This is a genomic window from Pseudomonas campi, assembly GCF_013200955.2.
In the GTDB taxonomy this organism is placed as follows: Bacteria; Pseudomonadota; Gammaproteobacteria; order Pseudomonadales; family Pseudomonadaceae; genus Aquipseudomonas; species Aquipseudomonas campi.
In genome coordinates this window covers 965,195-978,434 of sequence record NZ_CP053697.2, presented here as the reverse complement: position 1 = coordinate 978,434, position 13,240 = coordinate 965,195, and the positions used below count along the sequence as shown (strand labels likewise).

General features: G+C 63.5%; 12 protein-coding genes. 8 read left to right on the top strand and 4 right to left on the bottom strand.

From position 1 onward, the window contains the following. The first annotated feature begins 21 nt into the window (after window positions 1-21). From urtE to HNE05_RS04430, 7 genes are all read left to right on the top strand, one after another. Window positions 22-720, top strand: coding sequence for an urea ABC transporter ATP-binding subunit UrtE (gene urtE / locus HNE05_RS04460; protein WP_173203747.1), 699 nt, complete (start codon window positions 22-24; stop codon window positions 718-720). 13 nt (window positions 721-733) lie between these two features. Next, a complete protein-coding gene (locus tag HNE05_RS04455; protein ID WP_173203745.1) occupies window positions 734-1,573 on the top strand; it encodes an urease accessory protein UreD in 840 nt (279 codons plus the stop codon). Next, window positions 1,573-1,875, top strand: coding sequence for an urease subunit gamma (ureA, locus tag HNE05_RS04450; protein ID WP_173203743.1), 303 nt, complete (start codon window positions 1,573-1,575; stop codon window positions 1,873-1,875). Before HNE05_RS04455 ends, ureA begins: the two co-directional genes overlap by 1 nt. 69 nt (window positions 1,876-1,944) lie before the next feature. After that, entirely contained in the window at window positions 1,945-2,457 is a 513-nt protein-coding gene (locus HNE05_RS04445; protein WP_173203741.1) for a GNAT family N-acetyltransferase, read from the top strand. Beyond that, the gene (locus HNE05_RS04440; protein ID WP_173203738.1) at window positions 2,454-2,759 is read left to right on the top strand and encodes an urease subunit beta; all 306 of its coding nucleotides are present in this window, start codon (window positions 2,454-2,456) and stop codon (window positions 2,757-2,759) included. The genes HNE05_RS04445 and HNE05_RS04440 overlap by 4 nt, the downstream gene beginning before the upstream one ends. Before the next feature lie 133 nt (window positions 2,760-2,892). Then, window positions 2,893-4,593 carry an urease subunit alpha gene (gene ureC / locus HNE05_RS04435; RefSeq protein WP_173203736.1) on the top strand — a complete coding sequence of 567 codons (1,701 nt, stop codon included), beginning with the start codon at window positions 2,893-2,895 and terminating at the stop codon, window positions 4,591-4,593. Window positions 4,594-4,780: 187 nt separating this feature from the next. Then, complete coding sequence (locus HNE05_RS04430) at window positions 4,781-5,560, top strand: TatD family hydrolase (RefSeq protein ID WP_173203734.1); 780 nt, start codon at window positions 4,781-4,783, stop codon at window positions 5,558-5,560. A 143-nt stretch (window positions 5,561-5,703) separates the two neighbouring features. Here the strand turns inward: HNE05_RS04430 and HNE05_RS04425 are convergent, their stop codons facing one another. Then, window positions 5,704-7,734 carry a methyl-accepting chemotaxis protein gene (locus tag HNE05_RS04425; protein ID WP_173203732.1) on the bottom strand — a complete coding sequence of 677 codons (2,031 nt, stop codon included), beginning with the start codon at window positions 7,732-7,734 and terminating at the stop codon, window positions 5,704-5,706. 254 nt (window positions 7,735-7,988) lie between these two features. Between HNE05_RS04425 and HNE05_RS04420 the strand changes: the two genes are divergently transcribed. Continuing rightward, window positions 7,989-8,879 carry an ROK family protein gene (locus HNE05_RS04420; protein WP_173203730.1) on the top strand — a complete coding sequence of 297 codons (891 nt, stop codon included), beginning with the start codon at window positions 7,989-7,991 and terminating at the stop codon, window positions 8,877-8,879. Between the two features lie 261 nt (window positions 8,880-9,140). Here HNE05_RS04420 and ampE read toward each other — a convergent pair whose 3' ends face one another. From ampE to HNE05_RS04405, 3 genes are all read right to left on the bottom strand, one after another. Next, the gene (gene ampE / locus HNE05_RS04415; protein ID WP_173203728.1) at window positions 9,141-9,971 is read right to left on the bottom strand and encodes a regulatory signaling modulator protein AmpE; all 831 of its coding nucleotides are present in this window, start codon (window positions 9,969-9,971) and stop codon (window positions 9,141-9,143) included. Continuing rightward, on the bottom strand, window positions 9,972-10,532 hold the full coding sequence (gene ampD / locus HNE05_RS04410; protein ID WP_173203726.1) for a 1,6-anhydro-N-acetylmuramyl-L-alanine amidase AmpD: 561 nt from the start codon (window positions 10,530-10,532) through the stop codon (window positions 9,972-9,974). A 102-nt stretch (window positions 10,533-10,634) separates the two neighbouring features. Continuing rightward, complete coding sequence (locus tag HNE05_RS04405; RefSeq protein ID WP_173203724.1) at window positions 10,635-12,965, bottom strand: DUF1631 domain-containing protein; 2,331 nt, start codon at window positions 12,963-12,965, stop codon at window positions 10,635-10,637. Between the last annotated feature and the right edge of the window lie 275 nt (window positions 12,966-13,240).

Below are 13,240 nucleotides of genomic sequence, written 5' to 3'. Positions count from 1 at the left end.
AACAGAAACAAGGACATCGACATGCTGCAAGTCCAACAACTGCACCAGTACTACGGCGGCAGCCACATCCTCCGCGGCCTGAGCTTCGAGGCCAAAGTCGGCGAAGTCACCTGCCTGCTCGGCCGCAACGGCGTGGGCAAGACCACCTTGCTGAAATGCCTGATGGGCCTGATCCCGGCCAAGGAAGGCGCCGTGCAATGGGAAGGCAAGCCGATTACCGCCTGCAAGCCGCACCAGCGCGTGCACGCCGGTATCGCCTATGTGCCACAGGGGCGAGAAATTTTCCCTCGACTCACAGTCGAAGAGAATCTGCTGATGGGCCTGTCGCGTTTCCCCGGCAGCCAGGCCAAGGAAGTTCCGCCGTTCATCTACGAGCTGTTCCCGGTGCTGCTGCAGATGAAGCAACGCCGCGGCGGCGACCTCTCCGGCGGCCAGCAACAACAGCTGGCCATCGGCCGCGCGCTGGCGAGCAAGCCGCGCCTGCTGATCCTCGACGAGCCCACCGAAGGCATCCAGCCCTCGGTGATCAAGGAGATCGGCGCGGTGATCAAGAAGCTTGCCGAGCGGGGTGACATGGCCATCCTGCTGGTCGAGCAGTTCTACGATTTCGCCGCCGAACTGGCCGACCAGTACCTGGTGATGAGCCGCGGCGAGATCGTCCAGCAGGGCCGTGGCGAGACGATGGAAGCCGATGGCGTGCGCGGACTGGTGGCAATCTGATAAAACAGCGGCCATGAACGCAGCCCTCCCCCCTACCCTGTTCACCCCCAGCTGGCACGCCGAGCTGGAGCTCGGCTATGCGCGCCAGGGTGACGCCACGCGACCCGTGCAGCGCCGCCACCTCGGCCCGCTGCGGGTGCAAAAGCACCTGTACGCCGAAGGCCCCGAGGTGTGCCAACACATCATCGTCCACCCGCCGGGCGGCATCGCCGGAGGTGATCGCCTCAACATCAGCGCCACCCTCGGCGAGCACGCCTGGGCCCAGCTAACCAGCCCCGGTGCCGCCAAGTGGTACCGCGCCAGCGGGCCGGCCTATCAGCAGTTGGAACTCAAGGTCGGCGCCGGCGCCACCCTGGAATGGCTGCCGCAGGAAACCATTGTCTACGCCGGCGCCCAGGCCGAACTGAGCACCCGCATCGACCTCGAAGGCGACGCGCGCCTGTGCTACTGGGACATGGTCGCCCTCGGCCGTCCGGCGGCCGGCGAACGCTTCGACGCCGGCCATTTCCAGGCCCAGCTGGATATCCGCCGCGACGGCCAGTTGCTCTGGCACGAGCGCCAGCGCATAAGCGGCAACGACGGCCTGCTCGACTCGCCGATCGGCCTGGATGGTCACCCGGTATTCGCCACCCTGCTGATCAGCGGCGAGATCGACAGCGAACTGCTGGAGCGCTGCCGCACTATCCCCAGCCCGGTGCGCGGCGATCTCAGCCAGCTGCCGGGCCTGCTGGTAGCCCGCTGCCTGGCCAGCGAGGCGCTGCATGCCCGCGCCTGGCTGATTGAACTCTGGCGCCTGCTGCGCCCTGCCTTGCTCGGGCGCGCCGCCGTGCCCCCACGTATCTGGAGTACCTGATGGACCTTTCGCCCCGCGAGAAAGACAAACTGCTGATTTTCACCGCCGGCCTGGTCGCCGAACGGCGCCTGGCCCGTGGGGTCAAGCTCAACTACCCGGAAGCCATGGCCTACATCAGCGCCGCCCTGCTCGAAGGCGCCCGCGACGGCCAGACCGTGGCCGAGCTGATGCACTTCGGCACCACCCTGCTGACCCGTGAGCAGGTGATGGAAGGCATCCCGGAAATGATCCCGGAAATCCAGGTCGAGGCCACCTTCCCGGATGGCACCAAGCTGGTGACCGTGCACCAACCCATTGCGTAACAAGCGTAGGACGGGTGCAACCGGCGCCATGAGACCGCGGGTTTCACCCGCCCTACGCGAGGAAGCCACATGATTATCCGCGATGCCCGCGACAGCGACCTGGAAGCCATCCGCGCCATCTTCAATGACGCCGTGCGCAACACCACGGCGATCTGGATGGACGCCACCGTCGACCTGGCCAACCGCCAGGCCTGGCTGGCCGCGCGCCGCCAGCAGGGCTACCCGGTTCTGGTGGCGGTGGATGCCGAGGACCACGTGCTCGGCTATGCCGCCTACGGCGACTGGCGCCCCTTCGACGGCTTCTGCAACACCGTGGAGAACTCGCTGTACGTGAGCGCCGAACAGCGCGGCCGCGGCCTTGGCGTGCTGCTGCTCGGCGCCCTGATCGAGCGCGCCAGGGCGGGCGGCAAGCATGTGATGGTCGCCGCCATCGAGAGCGGCAACAGCGCCTCCATCGGCCTGCACCAGCGCTTTGGCTTCACCATCACCGGGCAGATGCCCCAGGTCGGCCGCAAGTTCGGCCGCTGGCTGGACCTGACCTTCATGCAACTGATCCTCACCCCGGAGCGCAGCGCACCATGATTCCCGGCGAATACCAGATCCAGGACGGCGAGATCGAACTCAATGCCGGCCGCCGCACCCTGAGCATCACGGTGGCCAACAGCGGCGACCGGCCAATCCAGGTCGGCTCGCACTTCCACTTCTTCGAAACCAACGACGCGCTGACGTTTGACCGTGCGCCGACCCGAGGCATGCGCCTGAACATCGCCGCCGGCACCGCAGTGCGTTTCGAGCCGGGCCAGTCGCGCGAAGTCGAGCTGGTGGAGCTGGCTGGTGAGCGCCGCGTCTACGGTTTTGCCGGGCGGGTGATGGGCAAGCTCTAGCTCAAAGATTGCCGATGGTTCCCATGCTCCGCGTGGGAACCCATGACGGGACGCTCCGCGTCCCTGCGACGCAGAGCGTCGCCAGCCGCATGCCCACGCAGAGCGTGGGAACGATCCTATTCGAGGAGTGCCGATGAAGATTTCCCGCCAAGCCTACGCCGACATGTTCGGCCCCACCGTCGGCGACAAGGTGCGCCTGGCCGACACCAACCTGTGGATCGAGGTGGAGAAAGACTTCACCGTATACGGCGACGAAGTGAAATTCGGCGGCGGTAAAGTCATCCGCGACGGCATGGGACAGAGCCAATTGTGCGCGGCGGACGTGGTCGACACGGTGATTACCAATGCCCTGATCATCGACCACTGGGGTATCGTCAAGGCCGACGTCGGCTTGAAAGGCGGGCGCATCGCCGCCATCGGCAAAGCCGGCAACCCGGACATCCAGCCGAACGTGACCATCGCCATCGGTGGCGCTACCGAAGTGATCGCCGGTGAAGGCATGATCCTCACCGCCGGCGGCGTCGACACCCATATCCACTTCATCTGTCCGCAACAGATCGAAGAAGCCTTGATGAGCGGCACCACCACCATGATCGGTGGCGGCACGGGACCTGCCACCGGCACCTACGCCACCACCGTGACGCCGGGGCCGTGGCACATGGCGATGATGCTCAAGGCCGCCGATGCCTTCCCGATGAACATCGGCTTCACCGGCAAGGGCAACGTCTCGCTGCCCGAGCCGCTGATCGAGCAGGTCAAGGCCGGCGCGATTGGCTTGAAGCTGCATGAGGACTGGGGCACCACCCCGGCAGCCATCGACAACTGCCTGAGCGTGGCCGATGAGTACGATGTGCAGGTAGCAATCCACACCGACACCCTGAATGAATCCGGCTTTGTCGAAACCACCCTGGGCGCCTTCAAGGGCCGCACCATCCACACCTACCACACCGAAGGCGCCGGCGGCGGCCATGCGCCGGACATCATCAAGGCCTGCGGCTTCCCTAACGTGCTGCCCAGCTCGACCAACCCGACCCGGCCGTTCACCAAGAACACCATTGATGAACACCTGGACATGCTGATGGTCTGCCACCACCTCGACCCGAGCATCGCCGAGGATGTGGCGTTTGCCGAAAGCCGCATCCGCCGCGAGACCATCGCCGCCGAAGACATCCTGCATGACCTAGGCGCGTTTTCCATGATCAGCTCCGACAGCCAGGCCATGGGCCGCGTCGGCGAGGTGATCACCCGCACCTGGCAGACCGCCGACAAGATGAAGCAGCAGCGCGGCCCGCTGCCCGAAGATACAACGGGCAACGACAACTTCCGGGTCAAACGCTACATCGCCAAGTACACCATCAACCCGGCGATCACCCACGGCATCAGCCACGAAGTCGGCTCCATCGAAGTGGGCAAGTTCGCCGACCTGGTGCTCTGGCGCCCGGCGTTTTTTGGCGTCAAACCGACGTTGATCCTCAAGGGTGGAGCGATTGCCGCCAGCCTGATGGGCGACGCCAACGCCTCGATCCCGACCCCGCAACCGGTGCACTACCGGCCGATGTTCGGCAGCTACGCCGGCATGCTGCACGCCACCAGCCTGACCTTTATCAGCCAGGCCGCCTTCGACGCCGGGGTGCCAGAACAGCTGGGGTTGCAGAAGCAGATTGGCGTGGTCAAAGGCTGCCGCACGGTGCAGAAGAGCGACCTGATCCACAACGACTACCTGCCCCACATCGAGGTCGACCCGCAGAACTACCAGGTCAAGGCCGACGGCCAGCTGCTCTGGTGCGAACCGGCCGAAGTGCTGCCGCTAGCGCAGCGTTACTTCCTGTTCTAGACGTCGATTGAGGGTTGCTGGTGGCATCACGAGCAAGGCCGCAAGCCTCGGATTACCGGTGGGGGCTCTGTAGGGGCGCCGTGCGCACAAGGGGCTTGGGCGGAGATAGCGGTGCGCACGGCGCACCCTACATGGGCATCCCCCCTGCCCGGCGCTATGCTGACGGCACTGCCCCCGGCGACGCCCCATGCACCTGATCGACACCCACACCCACCTCGACTTCCCCGACTTCGCCGCCGACCGCAGCGAGCTGCTAGCGCGCAGCCGCAGCCGGGGCGTGGAGAAACTGGTGGTGCTCGGCGTGTACCAGGCCAACTGGCAGCGCCTGTGGCAACTGGTGCAAGGTGACAGCGGCCTGTACGCCGCCTTCGGCCTGCACCCGGTCTACCTGGATCAGCACCTGCCCGAACACCTGAGCGAGCTGCGCGACTGGCTCGATCGCCTGGCCGGCCATCCGCAGCTGTGCGCAGTCGGTGAGTTCGGCCTGGACTACTTCCTCGAACAGCTCGACCGTTCGCGCCAACAAGCGCTGTTCGAGGCCCAGCTGGCCCTGGCCGCCGAATTCGACTTACCGGCCCTGCTGCATGTGCGCCGCGCCCACGCACAGACCATCGCCACGCTCAAGCGTTGCCGGCTCAAACGGGGCGGCATCATCCATGCGTTCGCCGGCAGTTACGAGGAGGCCCGCGAATACCTCAAGCTGGGCTTCAGGCTCGGCCTCGGCGGTGCGCCGACCTGGCCACAGGCACTGCGCCTGCGCCAGGTGGTGGCGCGCCTACCGCTGGACGCCATCGTGCTGGAAACCGATTCACCCGACATGGCGCCTGCCATGCATCCCAACCAGCGCAACAGCCCGGAGTTCCTCCCCGATATCTGCAGCGCCCTAGCCGAGCTGCGCGGCATCAGCGCGGAGGAACTGGCCACGGCCACTAGCCGCAACGCCGCCGAGCTCTTCGGCTGGACGTGAAGCCGTAGCCCGGATGCAATCCGGGAAGTCACCTCAGAGCAGTCACCCCGGATTGCATCCGGGCTACACCCCATTCAGCCAACAGGCCCCCCAGAAATGACAAGGCCCACCAATAGGCGGGCCTTGTTAATTAACGCCAGTGATCAGACACGGAAGGCGCTGATCAGCTCCTTCAGACGGCTGACCTGGTCGGACAGCTGACGACTGGCCTGCTCGGTCTGTACCGCACCTTCGGCCGTGCGCTCGCCGGCCTGGTTGATCTCGACGATGTTCATGTCGATATCGTGGGCCACGGCGGTCTGCTGTTCGGCAGCGGCGGCAATCTGCTGGTTCTGATCGACGATCATGCCCACCGCGCCGAGGATATTCTCCAGCGCCTGCTGCACGTTGGCGGATTGGCTGACGGTGCTTTCCACCATCTGGTGGCTGCCATTCATGGCCGTCACCGTGGCACCGACACCGCTTTGCAGGCGGCCGATCATCTGCTCGATTTCTTCGGTGGACTGGTGCGTGCGCTTGGCCAGGTTGCGCACCTCGTCGGCGACCACGGCGAAGCCGCGGCCCTGCTCACCGGCACGTGCCGCTTCGATGGCGGCGTTGAGCGCCAGCAGGTTGGTTTGCCCGGCGATGCCCTTGATCACTTCCAGCACCTGGCTGATCGACGCACTGTCGGCGGCCAGCTGGTTGATCACGCTGACCGACTGATCGATCTCGTTGGCCAGACGCTGGATGCTGCCAACCTGCGACTCGACCATGGCGCGGCCGTTGACCGTTTCGTTGTTGACGCTCTGCGCGCTGTCCACGGCGGCGGCGGCGCTGCGTGCCACTTCCTGGGCGGTGGCGGACATCTGGTTCATCGCCGTGGCCACCTGCTCGATCTGCCCACGCTGGGCATTGACCGCCTGGCTGCTCTCGCCGGAAACCAGTTCGACGCGATCAGCCTGCCGTTCGACTTCGGTAACGGTCTGGCCAACCAGCTCGATCAGGTCGCGAATCTTCGCCACGGTGCCGTTGAACACTTGGCCCAGCTCGCCCAGCTCGTCCTGGCTCTTGACGTTGACCTTGACCGTCATGTCGCCGGCGGCGACCTGACCCAGGGTATGACCAAAGCCCTTGAGGGTGACGCGGGTGGAAACGTAGAAACCGCCATACAGGTAGCCAATCAACAGGAACACCAGGACCAATGCCGCTACCAGCAGCACCATCTGCACGCGCTTGGCTTCCAGGCGCTGGCTCAGCTCCTGATCAAGGAAGCCGAGGACCGCATCGTTGAGCACATAGGTCTTGTCGATGCCGGCGGTCATCTGGTCGAAGAAGTCCTGCCAGGGCGCATCCAGGGTATCCGCCATGAGGATGCTGTCTTCCAGACGGGTGCCCGCCTCGGTCAGGGCATTGCGACTGGCCTCCGCCAGGCTGGTCAGGCTTTTTTGCGCCTGGGCGTTGCCCTGCAAGGCGTTCTGGATTTTGAAGCCGTATTCGGCATGCAGCTTTTCCAGCTCCAGCAGCATCTCATCGAGCTTGGTGCTGTCGGAAGAGCCGAGGATGCCCTGGCCGAGGGAGTAGGACCCCAGCGCGCGGCCCTTGCTCAAGGCCTTGGTCACCGGCGGGGTGACGCTGGTCATCAGCTCACTCATCTGCCGTACGGTCAGTTCACTGTCCTGGCTGAGCCCGGACTGGCTGGCCACGAACTTGATGAATACTTCCGCGTTATCCAGGGCCTTGACCACCAGACCGGCCTTGCTGCGCTGCGAGGATTCCTGTTTGACGGCGTCGAGGGCAGCCTTGATGCTATCGCGCTGGGCGTTGAATTCCTCGACCTTCTGCGCATTGCTGCTGCTCGGTTGCAGGCCGTCCAGCGTGCTGTTGATGCTGGTTTCCAGTGCGCGAATCTGCGCGACCAGCTTTTCCGATTCACCGGACTGGCCGAGGACGGCATTGATCTCCAACAGGTCGTTCAGACGCTCCAGTTCCTGGCGCATCTTCAGGCTCTGCTTGAGCAATTCGAGGCTCTGCAACTCCGTGCGGGTATCGACGAACTCGTGGTAGGAGTCGCGCACCAGATAGAAGTTGGTCACCGACATGGGCAGGAAGAAAAGCACACTGATCAGGCTGAACTTCATGCCGAAGCTCATGCGGTTCATCAGCGCAATGGCGGGATACAACACGCTATTCACTAAACGTCTCCTGTTGCCATTATTGTTGTATGCCGGTGGGGAGCAGACCGGCAAATGGAACGGCAAGGTACTGGTACAACTGAATCGTAGAAGCTGTTCATGACTTGAGGGGAACAATCGCTTGTGTGCGAGGCAGTCAGCACACAACAGAGCGAGAACAGTTCAAGCCAGGGGCTGTCACTCAGGCAAGCGCACTTCCCTAGGCATGCTGTATACCGGATATCGACCTCAACCTCTGTAACTTAAGGTTAAGAATGCGCGCACAGTTTCGCTTCGGCATTGATCTGGGTGGCACCAAGACAGAAATTATCGCCCTGGAAGGCTCAGACGAGCGGTTACGCCGCCGCCTGCCAACCCCGCAGGGCGATTACGCCGCCTGCCTGCAGACCATCGCGCAACTGGTCCGCCAAGCTGAGCATGACCTGGGCGGTATCGGCAGCGTCGGCATTGGCATCCCCGGTACGCGCTCGCCGGATCATGGGCGGATCAAGAACGCCAACTCGGTGTGCCTGATTGGCCAGGATCTGCAGGGCGACCTGGAGCAGCTGCTGCAACGCCCGATACGCCTGGCCAACGATGCCGACTGTTTTGCCCTGTCGGAAGCCAGCGATGGCGCGGGAGCCGGGGCCGACAGCGTATTCGGCGTGATCCTTGGCACAGGGGTGGGGGGCGGTGTCGTGATCCATGGCCGCCTGCTCGCGGGGCCGAACGCCATTGCCGGCGAATGGGGGCATAACGCACTGCCCTGGCGCGACCAGGTCGATGGCCCGGCCAGACGCTGCTACTGCGGCCTGGATGACTGCATCGAGACCTTTCTCAGCGGTCCCGGCTGGGCCGCCCGCAGCAACCTGGGCCTGACTGCCGAGCAGCTGGCCATTGCCGCGCTGGCGGGCGAGCCCGCGGCGCAACAAGCGTTACAGCACTATTGCGAGCACCTGGCGCGCAGCCTGGCCTCGTTGATCAACATCCTCGACCCACAGGTGATCGTGCTCGGCGGCGGCCTGTCGAACATCCAGGCACTGTATGAACAGGTGCCACCGCTGCTGGTTCGCCATGTGTTCTCCGACCAGGTCAACACCCGCCTGCTGCCGGCCCGCCATGGCGACTCCAGCGGCGTGCGCGGCGCCGCCTGGCTGTGGTCGTAAGAACCTATTTACGATCTTTTGGACTAGAGCCAGACAAGGCGCAACGACCAAAGGGAGTAACAGCCGAAAGGCTGGCCCGCAGGGTGAGCGTCAGCGAATCAAACAGCCGAGGAAGCGGAGTTTACGAGCTGTAAATGAGCATGACTCGTTTCACTCGCCCTTCGGGTCGCGCTGAAGCGCGTTAGCCGCAAGCGACTTTCCGAGGCTGTTTTTAACGCCGTATGGCCGACGGCCAGGAGATCGTAAACAGGTTCTAGGGCGTTACAGCAACAGAATCCATACGGCAAACGCGGCGTACCAGAAGATCGCTGCACGTACCAGCAGCTGCCACAGCTCATCCAGGCTGTTGACTCCCGGCTCACCCGCCTGCGGCTCAGGTAACTCGCTGGCAGCGCGCCCGGCATTGACCAGCAACTGCTGCGCCGCCAGCTCCCAGCTCAGCAGATCATGCAACACGGCGCGGCTGACCGCGGCAAAGTTGCCGACCAGGGCAAAGCTGGCGGCCAGCACCCGCACCGGCAGCCAGTCCAGGGCATGCCGCAACTGCCCGGCACGCTCGGCCAGATCAGCCTGGGTCGCGTGTTCGGCCGTCAGCGCCAGCAGCCGGTAAGCCAGCGGCACCAGCGGACCAAGCAGCGCGTACCAGAAGATCACTGCGAAAAAACCCTGGTAGGCCTGCCACAGCTCATAACCCTGTACGCGCAGCAGCAGCTCGGCCTCGCTGTCGGCCTCCAGCCCAAGATCGCGCTCGGCCACATGCAGCGCAGCCTGATCATCACCCCGCCGCCACGCATCACGGAACGGCCCCAGCGCAGCCAGCACATCGCCACGCCCCAGGCTGTAGACCAGCACCAGCAGATGCACGGGCAGCGCCAGCCAGCCATAGGCCACCGGCTGAAGAATCAGTAGCAAACCGCCGAGCACCAGCAGCGGCAGCACCACCAGCACAGCCAGGGCAATCCAGGGCGCGCCCTGCTGGCTGATCTCGACTTTGGCCAACTGCTGCAGCCACAGACCATCCTGCTGAATACGCCGACGTCCGGCAGAGAACTTCTCAACCCAGAGCACCAGCAGCAGTACCAGAAAGTTCATCTACCGCTCTCCTTGGTCCAGCAAAGCCGCGCGCAGGCGCGGCCAATCAAAATAGGGGCCCGGGTCGGTCTTGCGCCCCGGAGCAATATCGCTATGCCCGCAAATGCGCTCGACAGCAAGCGCCGGGTAAGCCTGCAGCAACTGACGGGTCAGGGTGGTCAACGCCACGTACTGCGCATCACTGAAAGGTTGCTCGTCGGTACCTTCCAGCTCGATACCGAGGGAGAAATCATTGCAGTTCTCACGGCCTTCGAAGCTGGAAACGCCGGCATGCCAAGCACGCTCATTACAGGAGACAAACTGGGTAACTGCCCCGTCACGCTCGATGAGGAAATGCGCCGAGACCTGCAGATGGGCTATGCCGGCGAAGTAGGGATGCTCGTCCACCGGCAGCCGATTCTGAAAGAATTGCTGCACCCTGCCGGTGCCGAACTGGCCGGGCGGCAGGCTGATGTTATGGATCACCAGCAGAGAAACCTCACCCTGCGGACGTGCATTGCAATTCGTTGATGGGCAATGCTGCGCATCGGCATACCAACCGCTGACGGGGTCCAGCTGCATAGGGGCTCCTTGACCAGTTCCGCCACTGTAGCAGATAGCATCGCGCGCCCCGAAAACGACAACGCCCGGCACAGACCGGGCGTTGCTGGAGGAGCAAAGAACTCAGGCGTTCTTGAGCTTGCGCAGGTTGCCGATCACCGACTCCAGGGCACGATCAAACAACAGCGCATCGTCGAGCATGCGAATCGCCGCGCGACGGAACTCGACGGCCAGACCCATACGAGTTTTCTCCAGCACCTTCATGCCGGTGCGATTGACGAAGATGTACTTGCCGGTCGGCTTGATGATCGCCGCCAGTTTGCAGCGCAGCTTATGTTCCTCGTCTTCCTGGATTTCCACCCAGCTGCCAACGCGCAGACTGTCGACTTGCAGCAAGGCCTGATCATCATCCGGCAAACTGACCTCGGCTTCACGCTCACGCACCTCACCAGGGGCCAGCAGCACGATCTCCTCGACCACCTCGACCATCGCCGGCGCCTCCACCTCAGGCTCGGCAGCAACCGGCAGATCGAGGAGAGGCGTCACCTCCCCAGATGACTCGACCGACGTGTCATCCGTTGGCAGAAGCGGTTCGACTTCTACCTCCGGCTCAGGCAGAGCGCGCTTGAAGCGCTGGAAAGCCTGAACGTGCACAGCCTCCAGCTGACTGAAGAACTCGCTGGTAACGAACGGGTCGATGGCCGCACCGGCAAGTCCCTCACGCAGGGCTTTCAGCAGATTCGGCACCAGCTCCAGCAGGCGCACGCGATCTTCCGGCTCCTCGTGCAGCTCGACGCTCCATACCAGATCGTCCATAACCAGCAGTGCCGCCTGCCACTCGACAGACTCGCTGCCATGCTTCAGGCAGGTCAGCTGCAGAACCTTGCTCCAGCCCTCTTGCAGCAGGCGCACCACCACTTCCGGCAAAGTCTTACCGAGCAGCCGGGTATTCAGTGCCTGCTCGACCTGCTGGCGGGCCAGCTCGGCCTTGGCACGACCCTCTTCGGCATCCCGCGTGCGCTGCTCCAGCAGGTCACTGCGCCGGCGCTCATCGCCAGTGAAGGCCAGAAACTCGGCGAGCAGATCGGAAAAGATGCTCGGATCATCGGTGAAATCATTCAGCAGGCGTTGCACCACTTGGTCGATACGCTGGTACAGGCTATCGCGCTGCGCATCATCCTGAGCACTCCAGCCGAGTGCGGCCGAGGCAATCTCGTTGAGCAGGCGACGGGCCGGGTGACTACCACGGCTGAAGAAGGTCTTGTCCAGCACAGCGACCTTGAGCATGGGTATCTGCAGACGCGCGATCAGCGCCTTCAGCGAGTCCGGCAAAGTGCGGTCATCGAGGATGAACTCGAACAGCATCGAAACCAGGTTGATCACATCCTCATCGATCTCGCCCACCACGCGCGCCTTGCCACTTTTGGCACTGGCGCGGGTCAACAGCTGCTCGAGCTGGTTGCGCAGATCGAAGTCATCCGTGCTTTGCCCGCTATCGCTCGGCAACCGTTGCTGCATGTGTGACAGCAGGCGCATCAGATCATTACTGGAAATCGGCACGGCATCAGCAGGCGCCACACGCCGCGGCATAGCAGCGCTGCCACGCACCTCGGCCAACAATTCCTGCAGGGCACCGAACACCTCCTGCACGCCTTCATCAGCATAGGCAGCGCCACTCGCCTCGCCCGCAGAAGCTTCACGCGCCGCACGATTGCCGGGAGCCGCGCGCCCAGGCGCATTGCGGCGGGCCGGTGGCGCCGACTTGAGCTCCGGCAACACGCCCAACTCGACCAACTGCTGGTTGGCAGCGGCATACAGCTGATCGAGATCGGCCAATACATATTTTTCGAAGAGTTTGAGCACGATCAGCTTGACGCGAATTTCTACGCCCAGGCCGGCACAGAGCGCCATGAACTGTTCGCAGAGCGCACGCGGCCCGAGAGGATTGCTCTTGTCCTCCAGCTTCTGGCTGATCAGCGTATTCAAGCGCGTGGTCAGATGAGTCAGGGCCACGCCATCGCGACTGACCACGCGCGCGACCATGGCATCCAGCGCCACGGACTCCTCCAGCACATCATCCTGAACCAGAGAAAGACTCTCGAAAGAAACCGCACCCAGTTGTGGCGCTGCCTTGCCGACCTCGTACTGATTGAGGGTGGCAAAGCTTTCGAAGAGCTTCTGCAGGAAGCCACGCTCGATGGATTTTCGCTTCAGGCGTAAATCGCGCATGGCCTCGAAGAAGCCATTCTGTTCGGCGTTGCTGGCAGCACGGTCAGCCATCTCGAAGAGCGTGTCATCCGCGTTATCGAACAGTGCCTGCAGCGCGAGCTTGAGCTGTTGCGCTGCCTTGTCGCGTACCTGAATTAGGGCCACGGGAAGCCTTCCTGCCTGCGAAGTTGGCGAGTGCTCAGGGGCAGCCTTGTTCAGGTGCACCACTTTCGCGTCGGTCTGCATTGCATGTCTCCCGCAGGTTGCCAATCCGGAGCAATCTGCCAACGATCAACTGGGTGCCATCCATGACGTCAAAGGTTTGGCGCCAAAGTTTATGGCCAACCTTATTATAGGGAGAGACGCAGGATGACCAAATACCCATTACTGCAGACATGACCTGCATCACAGCACAGGCAAGATGAACCCCCGGACGGTCATCCATTGCCGACCAGCACACCTTATCTGTCTAGCAGAAAACCCGGAATTCTCCTGCATCCCACCTGCACCAGCCGTCGGCT